General features: G+C 70.5%; 15 protein-coding genes. 9 read left to right on the forward strand and 6 right to left on the reverse strand.

The genetic code is table 11. From position 1 onward, the window contains the following. Positions 1 to 1,776 precede the first annotated feature (1,776 nt). From Dfulv_RS05995 to Dfulv_RS06015, 5 genes are all read right to left on the reverse strand, one after another. Positions 1,777 to 1,962, reverse strand: a complete 186-nt coding sequence (locus tag Dfulv_RS05995; RefSeq protein WP_319805765.1) for a DUF6104 family protein — start codon at positions 1,960 to 1,962, stop codon at positions 1,777 to 1,779. 57 nt (positions 1,963 to 2,019) lie between these two features. Then, the gene (locus Dfulv_RS06000; RefSeq protein WP_259861615.1) at positions 2,020 to 5,721 is read right to left on the reverse strand and encodes a multifunctional oxoglutarate decarboxylase/oxoglutarate dehydrogenase thiamine pyrophosphate-binding subunit/dihydrolipoyllysine-residue succinyltransferase subunit; all 3,702 of its coding nucleotides are present in this window, start codon (positions 5,719 to 5,721) and stop codon (positions 2,020 to 2,022) included. 192 nt (positions 5,722 to 5,913) lie between these two features. After that, positions 5,914 to 6,819, reverse strand: a complete 906-nt coding sequence (locus tag Dfulv_RS06005) for an ABC transporter permease (RefSeq protein ID WP_259861616.1) — start codon at positions 6,817 to 6,819, stop codon at positions 5,914 to 5,916. Then, positions 6,816 to 7,727, reverse strand: coding sequence for an ABC transporter ATP-binding protein (locus tag Dfulv_RS06010; protein ID WP_259861617.1), 912 nt, complete (start codon positions 7,725 to 7,727; stop codon positions 6,816 to 6,818). Before Dfulv_RS06010 ends, Dfulv_RS06005 begins: the two co-directional genes overlap by 4 nt. Positions 7,728 to 7,845: 118 nt before the next feature. Next, entirely contained in the window at positions 7,846 to 8,247 is a 402-nt protein-coding gene (locus Dfulv_RS06015) for a DUF3052 domain-containing protein (protein ID WP_259861618.1), read from the reverse strand. A gap of 92 nt (positions 8,248 to 8,339) precedes the next feature. Between Dfulv_RS06015 and Dfulv_RS06020 the strand changes: the two genes are divergently transcribed. The 7 genes from Dfulv_RS06020 (at position 8,340) to Dfulv_RS06050 (ending at position 15,127) form a co-directional block, all read left to right on the forward strand. Beyond that, positions 8,340 to 9,107 carry a GNAT family N-acetyltransferase gene (locus Dfulv_RS06020; protein WP_259861619.1) on the forward strand — a complete coding sequence of 256 codons (768 nt, stop codon included), beginning with the start codon at positions 8,340 to 8,342 and terminating at the stop codon, positions 9,105 to 9,107. Between the two features lie 5 nt (positions 9,108 to 9,112). Then, positions 9,113 to 9,919 carry a lysophospholipid acyltransferase family protein gene (locus Dfulv_RS06025; protein WP_259861620.1) on the forward strand — a complete coding sequence of 269 codons (807 nt, stop codon included), beginning with the start codon at positions 9,113 to 9,115 and terminating at the stop codon, positions 9,917 to 9,919. A gap of 142 nt (positions 9,920 to 10,061) precedes the next feature. Further along, positions 10,062 to 10,880, forward strand: a complete 819-nt coding sequence (locus tag Dfulv_RS06030) for a DUF4097 family beta strand repeat-containing protein (protein WP_259861621.1) — start codon at positions 10,062 to 10,064, stop codon at positions 10,878 to 10,880. Beyond that, a complete protein-coding gene (locus tag Dfulv_RS06035; protein ID WP_259861622.1) occupies positions 10,877 to 11,506 on the forward strand; it encodes a PadR family transcriptional regulator in 630 nt (209 codons plus the stop codon). The genes Dfulv_RS06030 and Dfulv_RS06035 overlap by 4 nt, the downstream gene beginning before the upstream one ends. Before the next feature lie 134 nt (positions 11,507 to 11,640). Continuing rightward, positions 11,641 to 12,330 carry a response regulator transcription factor gene (locus tag Dfulv_RS06040; protein ID WP_259861623.1) on the forward strand — a complete coding sequence of 230 codons (690 nt, stop codon included), beginning with the start codon at positions 11,641 to 11,643 and terminating at the stop codon, positions 12,328 to 12,330. A gap of 8 nt (positions 12,331 to 12,338) precedes the next feature. Continuing rightward, a complete protein-coding gene (locus Dfulv_RS06045) occupies positions 12,339 to 13,808 on the forward strand; it encodes a sensor histidine kinase (protein ID WP_259861624.1) in 1,470 nt (489 codons plus the stop codon). A 452-nt stretch (positions 13,809 to 14,260) separates the two neighbouring features. Continuing rightward, positions 14,261 to 15,127: a S1C family serine protease gene (locus tag Dfulv_RS06050; protein ID WP_259861625.1), complete on the forward strand. Its 867-nt coding sequence runs from the start codon at positions 14,261 to 14,263 to the stop codon at positions 15,125 to 15,127. Positions 15,128 to 15,231: 104 nt separating this feature from the next. Here Dfulv_RS06050 and glpK read toward each other — a convergent pair whose 3' ends face one another. Beyond that, entirely contained in the window at positions 15,232 to 16,707 is a 1,476-nt protein-coding gene (gene glpK, locus Dfulv_RS06055) for a glycerol kinase GlpK (protein ID WP_259861626.1), read from the reverse strand. A gap of 106 nt (positions 16,708 to 16,813) precedes the next feature. Between glpK and Dfulv_RS06060 the strand changes: the two genes are divergently transcribed. Next, positions 16,814 to 20,200: a cyclic nucleotide-binding protein gene (locus tag Dfulv_RS06060; RefSeq protein WP_259861627.1), complete on the forward strand. Its 3,387-nt coding sequence runs from the start codon at positions 16,814 to 16,816 to the stop codon at positions 20,198 to 20,200. 8 nt (positions 20,201 to 20,208) lie between these two features. Continuing rightward, a complete protein-coding gene (locus Dfulv_RS06065; RefSeq protein ID WP_259861628.1) occupies positions 20,209 to 20,424 on the forward strand; it encodes a hypothetical protein in 216 nt (71 codons plus the stop codon). The last annotated feature ends 21 nt before the right edge of the window (positions 20,425 to 20,445 follow it).

Below are 20,445 nucleotides of genomic sequence, written 5' to 3' on the forward strand. Positions count from 1 at the left end.
GCGATCTGCGGTATCCCGTTATCACCCGAGTGGTGACATTCGATTACCGTCCTGGCCTACACCTTTCTTGCACGTGAACGACCCATTTGGCGGACGCGAATGACGGGGTGTGGGTCGGATCTCGCAGATGTTTCGCCCGCGAACCGCCTTTGGCTGGGGCGGCCGGCATGGCATTGATTGGATTTGTCGGAAATATCTGGGCGAATCGACGCCGCGATGGAATCCGGCGCCGTGGTGGCTGTGAGCTCGGCTGGTTGGCGGCTCGGCTGGCTGCGGGCTCACCTGGCTGTGGGCTCGGTTGGTTGGTGGCTCGTTGGTTGGGGGCTGGGCTGGTTGCGGGCTCGTTGGTTGCGGGCTGAGCTGGTTGGCGGCTCGTTGGTTGCGGGCTCGGCTGGCTGGTTGGGGGCTCCGCGGCTCGGCGGTTCGTGGCTCGATTGCGCCGCTTGGTTGGCGCGCGCCGGCGGCGGTTCGGCTGGCTTTGTCGGGGGATGCTTGCGCAAGCGTCGGCGCGTTCGGTCGTTGGTCAAGGGGCCGCCTCATGCTGGCGGTTCGACGAACTCCTCAGTCGGAGTGCGGGCTGGCGACCGGGAGGGGTCATCGGTTCCTGCACTCAACGGGCGGGCCAGTGGCTGGCGTCATCGCACCCGTGGACTAATGGGACAAACCAGGGTAATCAGTGCGTTTCGTCTCGGTTGGACAGGTCAATCATCGGTCAAGACCGCTGGACAAAACGGACACCGTCATGATCCCGAAGACTTTGTGTCGTCTGGGGTACCACAAGTCTCCAGGATCATGAAGACGTCCGAATTCCGCTAGTGGTGCCCATGCCGCCGCAGGAACGGCTCGGAGGACCCAGCGCGCGGCGGGTCAGCGCCCGCCAAGACACTCGGCGCTGGTTTCAACTCCTGCACCGCGTCGACCAGCGTGGCCCATCCACGCCGTCCTGCGCTCGACCCCGCCTGCGCTGTCCTGGGCTATCGCCCGCATGACGGCACTCGTCTGCGCCAGCCCGGTTCTTGCCTTGTGATGCCCGTCCGCGCCCGCCAGCTTTGCCCCACGCCGGACTGGTTTCTCGCCCGTCCGCGTGAACCTGGTTCCGGCCCGCTCGCGCTGTCCTGGGCTTCGGCTCACCTGGAGGCTGGTACCCGCCTTTCTTGCCCGGCGCCAGCCCGGTCCGCCCGTCCACACTGGCCTGGGCTTCCGCACGTCAGTGCCGGCCTGGGTTTCCGTCCCGTTCGCGCTGGGTCTGGGTTCCCGTCCGTCCGTGCTGGTTTGGGTGTCCGCTCGTCTGTGCCGGCCTGGGCTTCCGCCCTGTCCGCGCTGGGTCTGGGTTCCCGTCCGTCCGTGCTGGCCTGGGCTCTGCCCATCCAGCGGCGGCGTCGGCCGCCCATGCCTGGCCGCTGGCCCCGGCCTCGTCCACGTGCTGGCCTGGGCTCTGCCCGCCCGGCGGCGGCGTCGGCCGCCCATGCCTGGCCGCTGGCCCCGGCCTCGTCCACGTGCTGGCCTGGGCTCTGCCCGTCCGTGCTGGCCTGGGCTCTGCCGCCCGGCGGCGGCGTCGGCTGCCCCTGCCTGGCCGCTGGCCCCGGCCTCGGCCACGCGGGCTGGCCTGAGCCGTGCTCACCCGGCGCCAGCCGAGAGATCAGCGCCGCCGGCCCCGGTCACCCCGCGAACCGTGGACCAAGCGGTCGAGCGAACGACAAGGTCGCCGTGATCAGCCAGCGGGAGCGGTCGGCCTGCGCAGTCACTGACGGCGCGGCGCGTGTGAGCGGCTGAGCCTCAGTCGTCGTCCTCGTCGTCCAGTCTGGCCAGGTAGACGGCCAGGCGCTCGATCGGGGTCTCGAACTCCGGGTTCTGGTCGACGAAGTCGCGGAGGCGTTCGGCCAGCCACTCGAAGGTGACCTCCTCGTTGCCCCGGCGGTCGGCCAATTCTTCGATGCCGCGGTCGGTGAAGTACACGATCATTCTCCAGAGAGCGCGGAGGGCACGGCAGCTGCCGTGCCCTCCGACGGGGTGAACGGATCAGCGCTTCGGCAGCGCTGCCTCGATCAGGGCCTGCTGCTCGGCGTCGTGCAGCTTGGTCGAGCCGACCGCCGGGGCGGCCGCGGCCGGCCGGGAGATCCGGCGCAGGCCGACACCCTGCAGGTGCTCCAGCAGGTTGAGCGCGATGAACGACCAGGCACCCTGGTTGGCCGGCTCCTCCTGGACCCAGGCGAAGTCCTCGGCGTTCGGGTACTGCTCGAGGGCCGCGCGCAGCTCCTCGATCGGCATCGGGTACAGCTGCTCGACCCGGATGATCGCGGTGTCGGTGATGCCGCGGTCGCCGCGGGCCTGGAGCAGGTCGTAGAAGACCTTGCCCGAGCAGAGCAGCACCCGCTTGACGGCCGCCGGGTCCAGCGCGGTGCCCTTGATGCCCGGGTCCGCCACGACCGTCTGGAACGTCCCGCCGGTGAAGGCCTCCACCGGCGACACGCACAGCCGGTGCCGGAGCAGCGACTTGGGCGTGAAGACGACCAGTGGCTTCTTCTTCGGCGACAGGGCCTGGCGGCGCAGCAGGTGGAAGTGGTTCGCCGGGGTGGTCGGCACCGCCACGCGCATGTTGTCCTCGGCGCACAGCTGGAGGTACCGCTCGAGGCGACCGGACGTGTGGTCCGGGCCCTGGCCCTCGTGCGAGTGCGGCAGCAGCAGCGTCACCGCCGACCGCTGACCCCACTTGACCTCGCCGGACGACACGAACTCGTCCACGATGGACTGCGCGCCGTTGACGAAGTCGCCGAACTGTGCCTCCCACATGACCAGCGCGTCGGGGTTCTCCACCGAGTAGCCGTACTCGAAGCCCATCGCCGCGAACTCCGACAGCAGGGAGTCGTAGACGAAGAGCTTGCCGCCGTTGTCGATCAGCGCCGACATCGGCATGTAGTCGGCGCCCGTCTCGGCGTCGACGATGCTGGCGTGCCGCTGCACGAACGTGCCGCGCCGCGAGTCCTGGCCGGAGAGGCGGACCGTGAGGCCGTCGTGCACCAGTGAACCGAACGCGATGACCTCGCCGAAGCCCCAGTCGATGTCGCCCTCGACGGCCATCTTGGCCCGCCGGTCGAGCAGCTGCTGGACCCGCTTGTGCGGTGTGAAGCCCTCGGGCAGCTTGACGTGCGCCTCGCCGATCGCGCGCAGCACGCTCTCGTCGATGGCGGTCTCGACCACCGGCTCCGGCTCCGGCTCGCGCAGGCGGGTCAGCCGGGAGGCCGGGGTCGACGACGCGTCGCGGGTCGCCTTGAACACCGTCTCCAGCTGCTCGTGGTAGTCCTTGAGCAGCGCCTCGGCCTCGGTGATCGGGATGTCGCCGCGGCCGATGAGCTCCTCGGTGTAGATCTTTCGCACCGAGCGCTTCTGGTCGATGATCGCGTACATCAGCGGGTTGGTCATCGAGGGGTCGTCGCCCTCGTTGTGCCCGCGCCGCCGGTAGCAGACCAGATCGATGACCACGTCCTTGTTGAACGCCTGCCGATACTCGAACGCCAGCCGCGCCACGCGCACGACGGCCTCGGGGTCGTCGCCGTTGACGTGGAAGATCGGCGCCTGGATCATCCGGGCGACGTCGGTCGAGTACAGCGACGAGCGGGAGTACTCGGGGGCGGTGGTGAAGCCGACCTGGTTGTTGACAACCACGTGGACGGTGCCGCCGGTGCGGTAGCCGCGCAGCTGCGACAGGTTCAGCGTCTCGGCGACGACCCCCTGCCCGGCGAACGCCGCGTCGCCGTGGACGAGCAGCGGCAGCACCGTGTAGCCCTCGAGCTTGAGGTCGATCTCGTCCTGCTTGGCGCGCACGATGCCTTCGAGCACCGGGTTGACCGCCTCGAGGTGGGACGGGTTGGCCACCACGGACACCGTCGTGGCGTGCTCACCGTCGGGCGTGGTGAACTTCCCGGTCATGCCCAGGTGGTACTTCACGTCGCCGGACCCGTGCGCCGACTTGAGGTCGAGGTGCCCCTCGAACTCGGAGAAGATCTTCTCGTAGGGCTTGCCGACGATGTTGGCCAGCACGTTGAGCCGGCCGCGGTGCGCCATGCCGATGACGACCTCGTCGAGGCCGTTGACCGCGGAGTTCTGCAGGATCTCGTCGAGCAGCGGGATCAGCGACTCGCCGCCCTCCAGCGAGAAGCGCCGCTGGCCGACATACTTGGTCTGCAGGAACGTCTCGAACGCCTCGGCGGCGTTGAGCCGGTTGAGGATGTGCTTCTGCTCGTCCGCGTCGGGCTTCTGGTAAGGCTTCTCGACCCGCTCGGCGATCCAGCGGCGCTCCTCCGGGTCCATGATGTGCATGTACTCGACGCCGACCCGCCGGCAGTAGGAGTCACGCAGCACGCCCAGGACGGCCCGCAGTTTCATCTTCTGCTTGCCGGCGAACCCGCCCACCGGGAAGACCCGGTCGAGGTCCCACAGCGTCAGCCCGTGCTCGAGGACGTCGAGGTCGGGGTGGCGCCGGATCCGGAATTCCAGCGGGTCGGTGTCGGCCATCAGGTGGCCGCGCACACGGTACGCGTGGATGAGTTCGACGACCCGCGCGGCCTTGTCGATCTGTCCCTCGGAGGTCCGCGCGACGTCACGCACCCAGCGGACCGGCTCGTAGGGGATCCGCAGCGCGGTGAAGATCTGGTCGTAGAACCCGTGCTCGCCGAGCAGGAGCTCGTGCATGACCTTCAGGAACTCGCCGGACTGCGCGCCCTGGATGATCCGGTGGTCATACGTGCTGGTCAGCGTGATGATCTTGCTGATGCCCAGGTCGGCGAGCGTCTCGTCGGACATGCCCGCGTAGGGCGCCGGGTACTCCATCGCGCCGACGCCGATGATCGTGCCCTGCCCGGCCATGAGCCGCGGCATCGAGTGCACGGTGCCGATACCGCCGGGGTTGGTCAGCGAGACCGTGGTGCCGGCGTAGTCGTCCATGGTGAGCTCGCCCCGGCGCGCACGCCGCACGATCTCCTCATACGCCGACCAGAACTGGCGAAAGTCCATGGTGTCGGCAGCCTTGATGCTCGGCACGACCAGCGTCCGGGAGCCGTCCGGCTTGGCCAGGTCGATCGCGATGCCCAGGTTGACGCGCTCCGGCTGGACCAGGTTGGGCTTGCCGTCGATCTCGGTGAAGGAGTTGTTCATCTCCGGGTGCGCGGCGAGGGCCTTGACCAGTGCGTAACCGATCAGATGCGTGAAGCTCACCTTGCCGCCGCGACCGCGTGCGAGATGGTTGTTGATCACGATACGGTTGTCGGACAGCAGCTTCGCCGGGACGGCGCGCACGCTGGTGGCGGTCGGCACCTCCAGCGAGGCGTCCATGTTCTGCACGATGCGAGCGGCGACACCACGCAGCGGGGTGGTCTTGGCACCGCCGGCAGGAGCGGGGGTCTCCTTGGTCGGCGCGGGCTTCGTCGCGGGGACTGCGGCCTTGGCGGGGGCTTTCGTCTCGATCGGCTTCTCGACCGGCTTCTCGGCAGGCTTCTCCGCCGGCTTCTCGACCGTCTTCGCTGACGCCGGCTTAGCCGCTACGGCGGGCGCCGCCTCTGCGGCGGCGTCCGGGCTGGGCTTGTAGTCGGCGAAGAAGTCGTGCCACGCGGAGTCCACGCTGGCCGGGTCGGCGAGATACCTCTGGTACATGTCCTCGACGATCCACTCGTTCGGGCCAAAACCCGCCAGCGGGTTCTCCTGCGAGTTGGTCGCTTGGGTCGACACGGCTCTTGATCGCCTCTTCCAAACGCGAGTTCTAGGGGTTACGGATTCCGGGTCAAGGCTACGCGCTGCCGAACGATCGTTTGTCGGCGACGCGGCCGGAGTGACCATGTAGACGACGGCATGCCGCCCGCTCATACAACTGTGGCCGCCAGACGGCGGCCACAACTGTCCTAGATCTTGCTCACATCTTGCTCAGGAGATGTCCCGCTTTCTGGTGATCAAGGTGCCGATGGTGCCGAGGACGGCAGCCCAGGCGACCAGCACGACCACACCCGCCCAGCGCGGCGGGAGGTCCGTCTCGCCGATCTGCTGCGCCAGCGACCCGACCACATGCTGGGACGCGAGCGGCGGGATGTAGACCGCGCTCTCCATGACCCAGTCCTCCTTGATGAGGTACTCGCGGATCAGTGCGAGCACGACGAGTGCCGCATACGTGCCGATCGTGTAGAGCACCGCGGCGGTGATCGTGGCGCCGATCTGGCTGCGGATCAGCACGCCGATGCCGACGCCGAAGATGGCCCACAGGACGTAGACGAGCAGGTTGAGCAGGATCGCCTGCTGTGGTGCCCAGACGCCGAGGCTGGTGGTCACGCCCTTGCTACTGAAGAAGATCGCACCGACGGCGACCGAGATCACCGTGGCGATGAGCCAGAAGCCGACCGCCATGAGGGACGCGGTGATCAGCTTGGCGACGATGACCTTGGTCCGCTTCGGCGTCGCGAGGAACGTGGCCGTCGCGGTCTGGTGGTAGAACTCGTTCGTGATCACCAGGATCGCCAGCAGCATCACCATGAGCAGGCCGAAGAACTGCCCCGAGGTGTAGATGTTGACGGCGAACTTCGCCAGGCCGGCAGCGCTGCGCACCTGGGCGACGCGGGCCGCCTCCTCCTGCTGGTAGTGCTCCCAGTCCGCCCGCTGACCCTCCGTCAGGTCCGGCGGGGGCTCCTGCTGGACGAACCGGTTGTCCAGCTCCGAGTCGGCCTGAGCGGTGTTGAGCAGCAGCGCGATGCCGGTGAAGGCCACCGAGCAGAGCACGAAGATCCACCACATGTTGGTGGTGCGCAGCTTGATCAGCTCGGCGCGGATGAGCCGCGTCATCGGATGGCCGCCCTTCCCTGGGTCAGTTCGAGGAACACGTGCTCCAGGTCGGGCCGCTCCGCGACCAGTTCGTGCAGCTCCACGCCGGCTTGCAGGGCCAGCTTGCCGACGGCCGGGGCGTCGAGGCCGGTGATCAGGTGTGCGCCGCCGCCGTTGGGGTTGATCGTTCCGCCGGCGCCGCGGACGGCGGTCACCAGTTCGTTGATGTCGGGCGTGCGGACGCGGATCTGCGGCCCGGTGGTCGTGGCGCCGATGATCTGGTCGACCGGCCCCTGCGTGATGAGCTTGCCGGCCGCGATGATGACCACGTCGTCGGCGAGGATCTCCATCTCCGACAGCAGGTGGCTGGAGACCAGCACCGTGCGTCCCTGCTGGGCCAGGCCCTTCAGCAGCCCGCGCATCCAGCGGATGCCCTCCGGGTCGAGGCCGTTGGCCGGCTCGTCGAGGATCAGCACCTGCGGGTCGCCGAGCAGCGCCTGCGCGATGCCGAGCCGCTGCTTCATGCCCAGCGAGTAGCCCCGGAACTTGCGCTTGGCGGCCGGTGTCAGCCCGACCAGTTCGAGCATCTCGTCGACGCGCGCGGCCGGGATGCCCGCGGCGGCGGCGACACAGCGTAGGTGGTTGCGCGCGGTGCGGCCCTTGTGCGCGGCCGACGCCTCGAGGATCGCGCCCACGAGCCGCAGCGGTTCGACCACGTCCGCATACCGCTGACCGCCGATGGTCGCGGAGCCGGAGGTCGGACTGACCAGGTTCAGCACCATGCGAAGCGTGGTGGTCTTGCCCGCGCCGTTCGGACCGAGGAACCCCGTGACGCGGCCCGGCTCGACCACGAACGACAAATTGTCGACGGCTCTGACGTTGCGGTACTGCTTCGTCAGGCCGGAGACGACGATCTGTCCGTTGGACAACGTGCCGCTCCTCCCTCTTGAGAAGAACTCGAGCGAAGTAAGCCGTCAATATGGCATGCCACGGCAACGTCGACAGCCCCGGCCCGCCGGCGTGATCGGGCATACGCAAAGAGTGTTGCTACCGGTCGGAAACCCGGATCACGTGCTTCAGGCCGGACCACGTCTCGTCGATCGCGCACACCTTGACGTCCACTCGGCCGTTGGCCAGGGCGTATTCGCGCACGACGTTCTCGTCCAGGTCGGTCGCCACGCCGGAGGAGCGCTTCGGCCACGCCACCCAGAGCGCGCCGGACGGCGGGGTGAGCCGGTGCAGCACCCGCCAGCGGCGCCGCAACCGGGCCTGGTCGGGACAGAAGCACACGATGACGTCGTAGAGGCCGGGCGTGCTGCGGCGGTGCAGCACCACATCGGAAGGCAGTTCACGCAGCTCGAACGCCGCGGGTGCGCCGTCGAGCAGTACCCGGTGCCCGGCGTGCACGCCGAGCTTCTTCGGTAATGGTGTCCCTGAATATCCCGCCATGGCTGACCACGGTATCCACAGTTCACCCACGCGCCATGCAGGCAACCAGTCATCGTCAGCCATCCGCAGGGCTCGACCTTTAGACCGAACTCATGACGATTCTCGCCGTCGCCGCCGGCCCGCAAGAGCTGGGCGACTTGCAGCGCTACACCCTGCTGGTGGCCACCGACGGCGACCAGGTCCGAGCCGCACAACGGCTCCGCCACGAGGTCTTTGCCGACGAACTGGGCGCCACCCTGCACAGCTCCGAGCCGGGACTCGACGTCGATCGGTTCGACGAGTTCTGCGACCACCTGATCATCCGCGAGGAGCTCACGGGCGCCGTCGTCGGCACGTACCGCATGCTCCCGCCGGGGCGTGCCGCCGAGGCCGGCGGGCTCTACGCCGAGACCGAGTTCGACCTGGCCGGGCTGGCCCCGCTGCGCGGCGACCTGGTCGAGACCGGCCGCTCCTGCGTCCACCCGGACCACCGCAGCGGCGCCGTGATCAACCTGATGTGGGCCGGCATCGCGCGGTACATGCACCTGCACGGCCACCGCTGGCTCGGCGGCTGCGCGTCGGTGCCCCTCGCCGACGGCGGCGCGACCGCTCTCGGCGTGTGGGACCTGGTCGAGCGCAAGCACCTGGTGCCGCAGGCCTGGCGTGTGCGGCCCCGCAACCCCTGGGTCGCGCCGGAGTCGCTGGCGCCGCCGGCCAAGATCGACGTTCCGCCGCTGCTCAGGGGGTACCTGCGACTCGGCTCCTGGGTGGGTGGCGCGCCCGCGCACGACGCCGACTTCGACTGCGCCGACTTCTACGTGCTGCTGTCGCTCGACCGGGTCAACCCGCGGTACCTCCGACACTTCCTCGGGCAGGGGTGACCTCGATGGCTGTCATGGACAGCCTCTGGCTGCCCCGGTCGACGTGCGGGGCGGAGTGCCTCTCGGACCGCCCCGCCGGCACCGTTTCCCGTCTCGTCATGCTCAAGCGGATCGTCTGCACCGGCGCGGTCCTGCTCGTCGCGGCGCTCTCCGTGCCCGTCCTGGCCCTGCTGCCCCAGCGCCGGCTGGTCGCCGCGCAGCGCGGTCTCGCCCGCGCGGTGCTGGCCGGCCTGGGCATCCAGCACTCCGCGACGGGCCGGATTCCCCAGCGAGGTGCCCTGCTGGTGGCCAACCACGTGTCGTGGCTGGACGTGATCGTGATCCTGGCGCACACGCCGGCCCGCCTCCTGGCCAAACGGGAGGTACGGTCGTGGCCGCTCATCGGCCGCCTCGCCGCCACGCTCGGCACGGTGTTCGTGGACCGGTCGAGGCCCAAGAGCCTGCCGGTCACGGTGGCGCAGGTGCGGGCGAACATCGCGGACGGCGGTGTCGTGGCGGTGTTCCCCGAGGGCACGACGTGGTGCGGCCGGATGGGCGGCGCCTTCCGGCCGGCGATGTTCCAGGCGGCGGTCGACGCGGGTGTTCCCGTGGTGCCGGTACGGCTGACGTTCGCCCAGGGCGGCTCGGCGTCGACGGTGGCGGCGTTCATCGGCGACGAGACGCTGATGGCCTCGCTGAAGCGCGTCGTGGCGGCGCGTGACCTGTCGATCAGCCTGCGGGCGCACCCGAAGCTGCACCCGGCTCCGTGCGAGTCGCGCATCCACTCCCGCCGTGTGCTGGCGCGAGCGGCGACGGCCGTGATCGCCGTCTGATCGGCCCCCACGCAAACCGGCCTTGGTCGAACATCGGCCGAGGCCGGTTGCTGTTGCTCACTGTGTCTCGAACGACAGTCGCGATGTATCGCGTTTCGCGCTACGCTTTTCCGCACGGGAGTGAACGAGGAAAGTGGGCGCTATGACCGCTTGGAAGGTCACCGAGCCTGAGCGGCTCGCGATGGAGGACGAGGTCAAGCAACTCAAGGTCAGTCTGGTCGCCGGGCGGCTCAACGTCGTGGGCGCCGACGACGGGCCGGCCCGCGTCGAGTTCTCCGCCGTCGGCGACCGGCCTGTCGACGTCACGCTCGACGGCGGTGTCCTCACCGTCGCTCACGAGTTCCCCAAGAAGTGGCCCGGGTTCTTCTGGTGGCTCTTCAGCGGGCGATACAAGGTCGACGTTTCCGTCGTCGTGCCGACCGGCACGCTCGTCGCCCTCACCGTCGTCGCCGGGACCGTCATCGTGTCCTCGCTGCGTAACGGCGCCGCGGTCGACGTCACCAGCGGCCGGATCACCCTGCTCGGCATCGACGGCGCGGTCGCCGGGAAGATCGTCTCCGGGTCGATCGAGGCGCTGACGCTCGGCGGCGAGGTCGAGCTCGAGACCGTCTCCGGCGAGATCGTGGTCGCCGACTCGACCGCCCGCCGGGTGTATGCGAAGACGATCTCCGGCTCGGTCACCTGCGACCTCGACAACCCGCCGGCCGACACCGACGTCCAGCTCGACACCGTGTCGGGGGAGATTACGGTGCGTGTTCGCGAGGACAGCGACCTGCGGGTCAGCGTCAACGCCGTCTCCGGGCACGTCATCAACGCGTTCTCCCAGCTCGACCAGGCCGGTCGCGGTACCGTGACCGGCCGGCTGGGTAGTGGCACGGGCGGGCGTCTCGCCGCCAACGCGACATCTGGCACGATCTCCGTGTTGCGGCGACCAGTAGACGATGAGGAAGCAGACGCATGAGTGCGGTCTTCAGCCACGGCCGGCTCCGGCTGTACCTGCTGAAGCTCCTCGCCGAAGGCCCGCGCCACGGCTACGAGCTGATCCGGCTGCTGGAGAACCGGTTCCACGGGCTCTACGCCCCGTCGGCCGGCACCATCTACCCCCGGCTGCAGCGGATGGAGGCCGACGGCCTGATCAGCCACACCGCCTCCGGCGGCCGGAAGGTGTACGAGATCACCGACGCGGGTCGGGCCGAGATCGGCCAGCGGGCCGGTGAGCTGGAGTCGCTCGAGGCGGACATCAACGCCTCGCTCGCCGACCTCTCGACGCTCGCCGACGAGGTCGAGCAGGGTGTGCGCGGCTCGGTGCGCGACCTCAAGAAGGAGCTCAAGGAGGCCAGCCGGCAGGTGCGCAGCGCGCCACCCGGCCCTTCGCAGTTCGGCTGGGGATACCCGCCCCGCCCGGGCGCGGCCCGTCCGAGCCCGCCGCCGAGCGACGTGGTCACCGAGCTGGAGGAGAAGGCCGCCCAGCTGCTCTCCGAGGTCCGCCGTCTCGCCCGCGCCGGGCGGGCCAGCCAGGAGACCATGCGGGCGACGTTGGTGGTGCTGGACGGCGCGATCGATCAGGTACGCCGCCTGCTGCGCTAGCGTTGAAGCAGGGGAAACGGGCGTTCAGGTTCTTCCCAGGTAAACATCAGCCCTACTCCAGCGGAGGGCGGCAGCATATGCACATGGGGGTACGAGGCGGCGTCGCACAATCCGGGGGTGCATCGTCGCCAGGCGTGGCGCAGGCTGAGGCGAGACTGCTCGTGGTCGAGGACGATCCGAACATCCGCGAGCTCCTCTCGGCCAGCCTGCGTTTCGCCGGCTTTGCGGTTGACGCGGTGACCACCGGTTCCGAGGCGGTCACCGCGGCCCGCGAGGCCAAGCCCGATCTTGTCGTGCTCGACGTCATGCTGCCCGACCTCGACGGCTTCGAGGTGATCCGACGGCTGCGCGAGGGCGGCATCCGGCTTCCCGTCGTCTTCCTCACCGCTCGTGACGGCACCGAGGACAAGGTGCGCGGCCTCACCCTGGGCGGCGACGACTACGTCACCAAGCCGTTCAGCCTCGAGGAGCTGACCGCCCGCATCCGGGCCGTCCTGCGCCGCACCAACGGCGACCCCGGACCCAACCGGCTCGTCTTCCACGACCTTGAACTGGACGAGGAGACGCACGAGGTCAGCCGCGCCGGCCAGACGATCGCGCTGTCCCCGACAGAGTTCAAGTTGTTGCGATATCTCATGCTGAACGCGGGCCGGGTCCTGTCCAAGGCACAGATTCTCGACTTCGTGTGGAACTACGACTTCCGGGGCGACGACAGCATCGTCGAGTCCTACATCTCCTACCTGCGGCGGAAGGTCGACATCACCGAGCCGCGCCTGATCCACACCCTGCGTGGCGTGGGTTACGTGCTGCGCCTTCCCGTCTGAGCCGCCGCATGGTGCGGTTCATCGCCGACGTTCCGCTGCGCGTGAAGCTGATCGCGGCGGTGCTCACCCTTGTCACCATGGCGCTGCTCGTCATCGGCGTGGCCAGCGCGCTCGTCATGCGCAGCTCGATGATCGACAAGGTCGACCAGCAGTTGCGCACGCTGGCCGACACGGTCGAGATCAGCCGGCTGCAGCAGCGCGCCGGGACCGACTCGGTGCTGCCCAGCAACTACTTCATCCTCTGGGCCACCATCAGCCCCAACGGCCAGTTGGAGTACGGCTACGTCGGCACCCGCGACCCGGCGGCCCAGCCGCCCCCGCCCTCCTCACCGGAGGAGCTGGTGTCCCGGATCGGCGAGCCGTACACGGTGACGACCAAGGCCACACACGAGCGGTGGCGGGTGCTGATCACCCAGCGCGGTTCGACGCTGCTGGTCATCTGCGAGAGCCTGTCGATGGTCGACAACGCCGTCGACGAGCTGGTCGCCGCGGAGCTGTTCGTCGGCGCCGGTGTCCTGGTCGTGCTCGCCGCGGTCGGCGTGACGATCGTGCGCACGAGTCTGCAGCCGTTGCGCGAGATCGAACGTACCGCCGCCGCCATCGCCGCCGGGGACCTCACCAAACGTGTGCCGGAGAGCCCTCCCGAGACGGAGATGGGGCATCTCGCCGCCGCGCTGAACACGATGCTCGCCCAGATCGAGGGTGCGTTCCGAATACGGCAGGCGTCTGAGGAACGGATGCGGCAGTTCATCGCCGACGCCTCCCACGAGCTGCGCACCCCGTTGACGACGATCCGGGGTTTCGCCGAGTTGTACCGGCAGGGCGCGGCCCGGGAGCCCGAGGAGACGAGCGCGCTGCTGCGCCGGATCGAGGACGAGGCGTCCCGGATGGGCCTGCTCGTCGAAGACCTGCTGCTGCTCGCCCGGCTCGACCAGGAGCGGCCGCTCAGCCTCGCGGACATGGACCTGCGGGTCATCGCCAGCGACGCCGTCGCGGCCGCACGCGCCGTCGCACCCGATCGGGAGATCAGCCTGGAGCTGGAGCGCGACGAGCCGGTCGAGGTCAACGGCGACGAGGCCCGCCTGCGCCAGGTCGTCGGCAACCTGATGACCAACGCGCTCACCCACACTCCGGCCGGGACGCCGGTCGAGCTGCGGCTGCGCCGGGACGGCACCGACGCCCTCATCGAGGTCGTCGACCATGGCACCGGCCTCACCGACGAGCACGCCGCGCGGGTGTTCGAGCGGTTCTACCGGGTGGACAAGGCCCGCACCAGACGGCAGGCCGGCGGCGCGCACAGCGGCAGCGGGCTCGGCCTCGCGATCGTCGCCGCACTGGTCGCCGTGCACAGCGGCACCGTGTCGGTGTTCGTCACGCCGGGTGGCGGAGCCACCTTCCAGGTTCGGCTCCCCCTCACAGCCGGTTCCCAGGCCGCACTAAGTAGTCCGCCAGCCGCGGTGGGGAAGCTCAAATCATGAGCGAACAGCAGGGATGGGCGCCGAAGCCGGCCGACCAGCAGCGTTGGACGCCGGCTCCGGCCGATCAGCCGGCTCCGGCCGATCAGTCGGCTCCGGCCGACCGGCCGGCGCAGGCGCCCGCTTCGGGCAGCCAACAAGCATGGCCGCCCGCACCGGCACCCGCGCAGGGTGACCGCCCGGCTTCAGGACCGGTGTCGAGTGACCACCCGGCCTCGGGACCGGTGTCGGGTGACCGGCCGGCGCCGGCACCTGAGCAAGGTGGGACGCCCGCGCCGACCGCCGGGGACCGGCCCGGGTGGCCGGCCGCGCCGCCGCCGGTGCCGGGTGTCCACGGGTGGCAGGCCGCGCCGGGTGGCCACGGGTGGCACACCGGGGCACCCGCGTCGGGTGGCCAGCCGGGGTGGACGGGGGCATCCGGGGACCAGCAGTTCCGGCACGTGCCGTCGGCGCAGATGCCTCCGCACGTGCCGCACATGCACCGGCCGCCGCAATGGCAGTCGCCGTTGCTGGCGCCGGCGCCGATGCAGCCGGCCACGCCGGCCGCGCTGTCGAAGCGGCGGCGGGTGGGGCGTGTCGCGGCGGCGATCGTGGCTGCCGTCGGGCTCTCGGCGGTCTCCGCGTTCGGCGGCGGCTACGCGGCCCTGGAGCTCCGCCCGTCGACCAACCACACCGTGGTCAGCGCGCAGAACTCCGCAGGGTCCGGCAGCACCTCAACGCTGTCGAACGTCGCCGCGCAGGTGCTGCCCAGTGTCGTGTCGATCAGCACCGGATCGGCCGTCGGCTCAGGGGTCATCATCACCACCGACGGCGCGATCCTGACGAACAACCACGTGGTGGCGACCGCTCGCGGCACCACGGTCCAGGTCACGTTCTCCGACGGCAAGTCCGCCATGGCCTCGATCGTCGGCACCGACCCGAGCACCGATCTGGCGGTCGTCAAGGTCCGGGCCGGCGGCACGTACACCCCGCTGGCGTTCGGCGACAGTTCGACCGTCCACGTGGGTGACACCGTCCTCGCCGTCGGCAGCCCGCTCGGCCTCGACGGCTCGGTGACCTCGGGCATCGTCAGCGCCCTCAACCGTACGATCGACGAGGGCCAGGACGGCCGCACCGGCGCCACGAAGATCACCGGCGCGATCCAGACCGACGCCGCCATCAACCCCGGCAACTCCGGCGGTGCGCTGGTCAACACGTCCGGTCAGCTCATCGGCATCAACACCGCGATCGCCACGTCGGGCGACACGGCCGGCAACATCGGCGTGGGGTTCGCGATCTCCAGCAACACCGCAAAGGCCGTCGCCGACCAACTCCTGGGCTGACAAGGACTGGTTTCCCCTCCCAGAAAGGAAGGCGGCGCACCTGGCGAGGTGCGCCGCCTTCCGCATGCCGTGCCGGCGGCGCCCGCCGGTCAGACGGGGTGGGGTCAGTCGGCCCAGCCGAAGGAGCGTTCCACGGCGCGCAGCCACAACGCGTGGCCGCGGTCCCGCGTCCCCTGGTCCATCGACGGCTCCCACCGCCGGTCGACGTGCCACTTCTCGCGCAGCGTGTCCGTGTCCGGCCAGAAGCCGACCGCCAGCCCGGCCGCGTACGCCGCGCCCAGCGCCGTCGTCTCGGCCACCGTCGGGCGCACGACCGGGACGTCGAGCACGTCGGCCTGGAAGGCCATCAGCAGGTCGCTCGCGGTCATGCCGCCGTCGACCTTCAGCGTCTCCAGCGGTACCGCCGACTCCGCCATCATGGCGTCGACCACGTCCTTGACCTGCCACGCCGTCGCTTCGAGGGCCGCCCGCGCGAGGTGTCCCTTGGTGACGTAACCGGTCAGCCCGGTGATCACACCCCGGGCGTCCGGGCGCCAGTGCGGCGCGAACAGGCCCGAGAACGCCGGGACGATGTAGCAGCCGCCGTTGTCGGAGACGGTCGCCGCCAGGTCGTTGATCTCGGGCGCCGAGCGGATGAGGCCCAGGTTGTCGCGCAGCCACTGCACCAGCGAGCCGGTGATGGCGATCGAGCCTTCCAGCGCGTACACCGGATCCGCGTCCCCGATCCGATAACCGACCGTCGTCAGCAGGCCACGCTCGCTGGCCACCGGGCGGGTGCCGGTGTTGAGGAGCAGGAAGGATCCGGTGCCGTACGTGCACTTCGCCTCACCGGGCGCGAAACACGCCTGGCCGAAGAGTGCGGCCTGCTGGTCGCCGAGAGCGCTGGCCACGGGGACGCCGTGCAGCATGGTGCGCGCCTCGCCGTACACGTAGGACGACGAGCCGATCTCCGGCAGCATCGCCCGCGGGATGCCGAACTCGGCGAGCAGTTCGTCGTCCCAGTCCAGGGTCGTCAGGTTCATGAGCATGGTGCGGCTGGCGTTGGTCACGTCGGTGACGTGGCGACCGGTCAGCTTCTCGATCAGCCAGGTGTCGACCGTGCCGAACCGGATCTCGCCGGCCTCGGCGCGGGCACGCAGGCCCGGCACGGTTTCGAGCAGCCAGACGATCTTCGGGGCGGCGAAGTAGGTCGCGAGCGGCAGCCCGCACCGGTCGCGGAACCGGTCGGCGCCGGCGGAGCCGCCGATCGACCGGATCAGCGCGTCGGTGCGCGTGTCCTGCCAGACGATCGCCGGATGGACCGGCTCGCCGGTCTTGGTGTCCCACAGGATCGTGGTCTCGCGCTGGTTGGTGATGCCGATGGCGGCGACATCGGCCCGGGACAGGCCCGCCTGGTCCAGGGCGCGGGTCGACACCGCCTGGACGTTGTGCCAGATCTCGACCGGGTCGTGCTCGACCCAGCCGGGGCGGGGGAAGCTCTGGTGGTGTTCGCGCTGGTCGAGCGCCACGATGGCGCCGTCGGAGTCGAACACGATCGCACGGGAGGAGGTCGTGCCCTGATCGATGGCGAGGATGTACACGGTGCCATCTTCGCCGAATCCCTGTCACGTTCGGGACGGAACCTACCCGTGGCGGTCCGGGCCGCTTACATTGCCCTGGCTGGATTCATCCTGTACAGGAGCGACAGTGTCCGTCGTCGAGACGCGTATCAGTGTCTGGGAGGCTCTCGCGGGGCGGGCGCCGGGGGTGCCGCTGGGCCCCGCCGACGTCGGCCTCTGGCACGCCGTTGCCGATCGGCTCAATCCCGCGCGGGCCCGTCCGGTTCTGCGCGAGGGTGTCGAAGCGGTCACGCTCACCTCGGCCCGTGGCGTCGACTACGTGATGCTCCGCTCACCGGACCGTGGTGAGTCCTCCTACCTGCGGCTCACCCCGGAGGAGTGGCAGCTCGCCCAGGCCATGGACGGCAGCCGCACGGTCGCCCGGCTGGTCGCCGAGTTCGCGCGCATCTCCGGCCGGCTCGCTCCGGACCAGGTCACCCGGATCGTCGCGGACCTCGCCGGCAACCGCATGCTCGCCGAGCTGCCGGTCGACGCGTTCCACCGCCTCCAGCGCGTGCACCGCCGGCCGTGGCCGATCCGCCTCGGCAAGGCGATCCTCGCGACCGCACAGGGCCGGCGGGTCGTGCTGGCCCGGGTCGACCCGGTCGTCACGTTCCTCTACAAGGCCGGCGGCCGCCTTTTCTTCACCCGCGTCTTCGCGGTGCTCGCCGGCCTCGTCGCGCTCGCCGGACTCGGCGTCTTCGTCTGGAACTGGTTCCGCGCCGACCAGTCGGTGTTTCTGACCGGCGACTCGTACCTCACCGGCGCCCTCGTGCTGCTCGGCCTCAACGTCTTCGCCCTCGCCTGTCACGAGCTGGGCCACGCCCTGGGCGCGAAACACGCGGGAAGGCGCGTCCCGGTCGCGGGCTTCCTCGTGTACTTCGGGATCCCCTCCGTCTTCGTCGACACCACCGACGTCTGGATGGCCGGCCGCCGCGCCCGCATCGTCACGACCGTCGCCGGCCCGGCCACCGGCCTGATCCTCGCCGGCGCCTGCCAGCTCGCCGGCCTGTTCTATCCCGAGCTGCAGCCGTGGACGTTCAAGCTCGCCTTCGCGTGGTACCTCAACGCGCTGTTCAACCTCAACCCGTTCATGGCGCTCGACGGCTACTACCTGCTGATGGACTGGCTGGAGGTGCCGAACCTGCGGGCCCGCGGCCTGGCGTGGGTCGTCGCCCGGCTGCGCCGCCGTCCGCCCCGCTTCGGTGAGCTCGACCGCGAGGGGCGTCTCGTCGCGTTGTACGGCATGCTCGCCGTCGTCTGGCTCGCGATCGCGGTCAACCTGATGTACCGCGTCTACACCGACCGCGTCGCGGGTGTCTTCACCGGCCTCTGGCAGTCCGGCTGGCTCGCCCGCCTCCTGCTCGTCGTCATCGTGGCCGGGCTGCTCGCCCCCGTCGTGTACCTCTGCCTCAGCTGGCTGCGCCGCCGCGCCCGCCGGCTGCGCGCCCGCCTCGGCGAGCGCAAGCTCCTGCGCGACGAGCCCCGCCGGCTGGCGGCACTGCGCACGTCCGCCCTCGGCGAGCTTCCGCCGCCCGCGCTGACCCGGCTCGCCGAGGACGCCCGCTGGGTACACCCGCGCACCGGCGAGCAGCTCGTCTTCGCGGGCTCGGTGCAGCCGGCGGTCTACGTCGTCGTCGACGGCGCCCTGGAGGCCCGCCGTCCGGGGGACCCGACCGGCACGGTCCGTGAGCGGGTCGGTCGGGGTGGCGTCGTCGGGCTCGCCAACGCGCTCACCGGCGCGCCGGCCGTGCTCGGCTGGCTCACCGCCGGTACCACCCTCCTCGCCATTCCGCCCTCGACCGTCGCCTCCGCGGTCGGTCCGCTGCCCGGCCCGCCGCCCGTCGAGTGGGCGGAGCTCGAGCAACTCGTGGGGGAGACGCCGGCGCTCGCGTCGCTCAGCCCGGACGACCGGCTGGGCGTGCTCAGCCGCGCCCGTCCGATGCAGTTCGCCCCCGGCCAGCCGGTGGTGCTGGACGGCGGCAGCGACGCGGTCGTCGTCGCGTCGGGCTCGCTGAGCCTGCCCGACGGGGTGCAGCTGCACCGCGGGTCGATGATCGGGCCGTACGGCGACGGCTCGCCCGGACAGGTCGCCACCGCCCGGACACCGGCCCGGGCCTGGCTCCTGCCGGCCGTCGCCGGCCTGCCGCTCATCCTCGGGCGAGCCGTGGACGTGGCACCGTCCGGCGGCCGTCGACCGGCGTCGGGCGCGCACCCGGTGGCCGACTACCCGCCGCTCGCGGCGCCGCCCGGCCCGCCACCGGAGAAGGCCGACGACAGCGTCGACCGCCGCTTCGAGCGCAAGCTGTGGTGGCTGCTCGTCCTCCTGCTGCTGTTCGCGCTGTTCCTCACCGGCAGCAACCTCTTCGCCGGCCCGGTCTGGGCGGAGATGCCGACCGACCGCGCGCTGGTCACCGTCACACGCGGCACCGCGAGCGTCCGGATCGGCGGCGTCCAGCGCACGATGCACCGGGACGCCAAGATGTACGTCCAGCTGGGCGACTCGATCACCATCGGCGACCGCTCGACGGCGACGCTGACGTTCCGGGGCGGCAGCGTCACGGTCCTCTGCGCCGGCTCCACACTCGACGTCGGTGAGCTGGTCAGCACCCCGACGACCCCGATCCGGCCCAACGGCGCGTTCCGGCTCAACGGCGGCAGGATCCTGGCCGACACGACCAGCACGACGACGGCCTTCAAGCCGCTCAAGCTGGACGTCACCGGCTCGGGCGTGCCGATCGTCACCGACGGCCCGGCCCGGTTCGCGCTGACCGCGGGCGGTGCCCCGGAGGTCGGCAAGGGCGCGGTGCGCCAGGACGGCGGGTTGCTGCCGGTGGACCCGCAGGCCGACCTCACCTGCGGCGACGGCGTGGCGCTGCCCAAGCCCGGCGGCTCGCCCAGCATGGTGCCGTCCCCGTCCGACACCCCGTCCGACACCCCGTCGGAGTCCCCGTCCCCGTCTCCGTCGCCGTCCCCGTCCGACTCCGCGTCGGCATCCCCGTCGCCGTCGGCGACCCCGACCCGCACCAGGTCCGCGACCCCGACGCGGACGACGGCGGGGCCGACCACCGGGGCGCCCACGACGTCGCCGCCACCGCCGCCGGACACCACGCCCCCGACGTTCACCCGGGCGAGCGTCTCGCCGGGCACCATCGCGCAGATCTACAACGGCGGGCCCTGTACCAGCTACGGAACCTCCGTCAACGTCGCCGTCATCGCCGCCGACGCGCCGAATCCGCCGAGCACCGTGAGCGGAAGCTTCACCTACCAGTACCCGGGGGCGAGGTCTCCGGTCACCGTCACGCTGAAGCCGTCCGGAACCAGCCTGGTGGGCGGGTTCTCCGCGCCGAGCTATGGCAGCGTGACCAACGCCGGCGGCACCATCCCGGTGGTGATCACGATCCGTGACGCCGCCGGCAACACCGCAGTCTCCCGTCACTCGGTCACGCTCGACGCGTGCTACATCATCGGCTAGGAGTCACTGTGCTTTGTTGGTTCTGCGCCAAGGCGGCGCGGGGGGCGTGCCGGTTCTGCGGCCGAGGGCTGTGCGAGGACCACGCGAAATTCGGCCCCTACCTGCTGGAGGTGCACCGGTCGCAGCGCCGCGACCGGGCCGAGGGCCTTGTCGTGGAGGACGCGGTGCAGTGCGGGACCTGCCGGCCGCGGCCACAGCCGGTGCCGATGCCCGAGCTCGACTGAACCGATCTCACTGGGAGAGTT

Source organism: Dactylosporangium fulvum, from assembly GCF_025137375.1.
Lineage (GTDB): Bacteria > Actinomycetota > Actinomycetes > Mycobacteriales > Micromonosporaceae > Dactylosporangium > Dactylosporangium fulvum.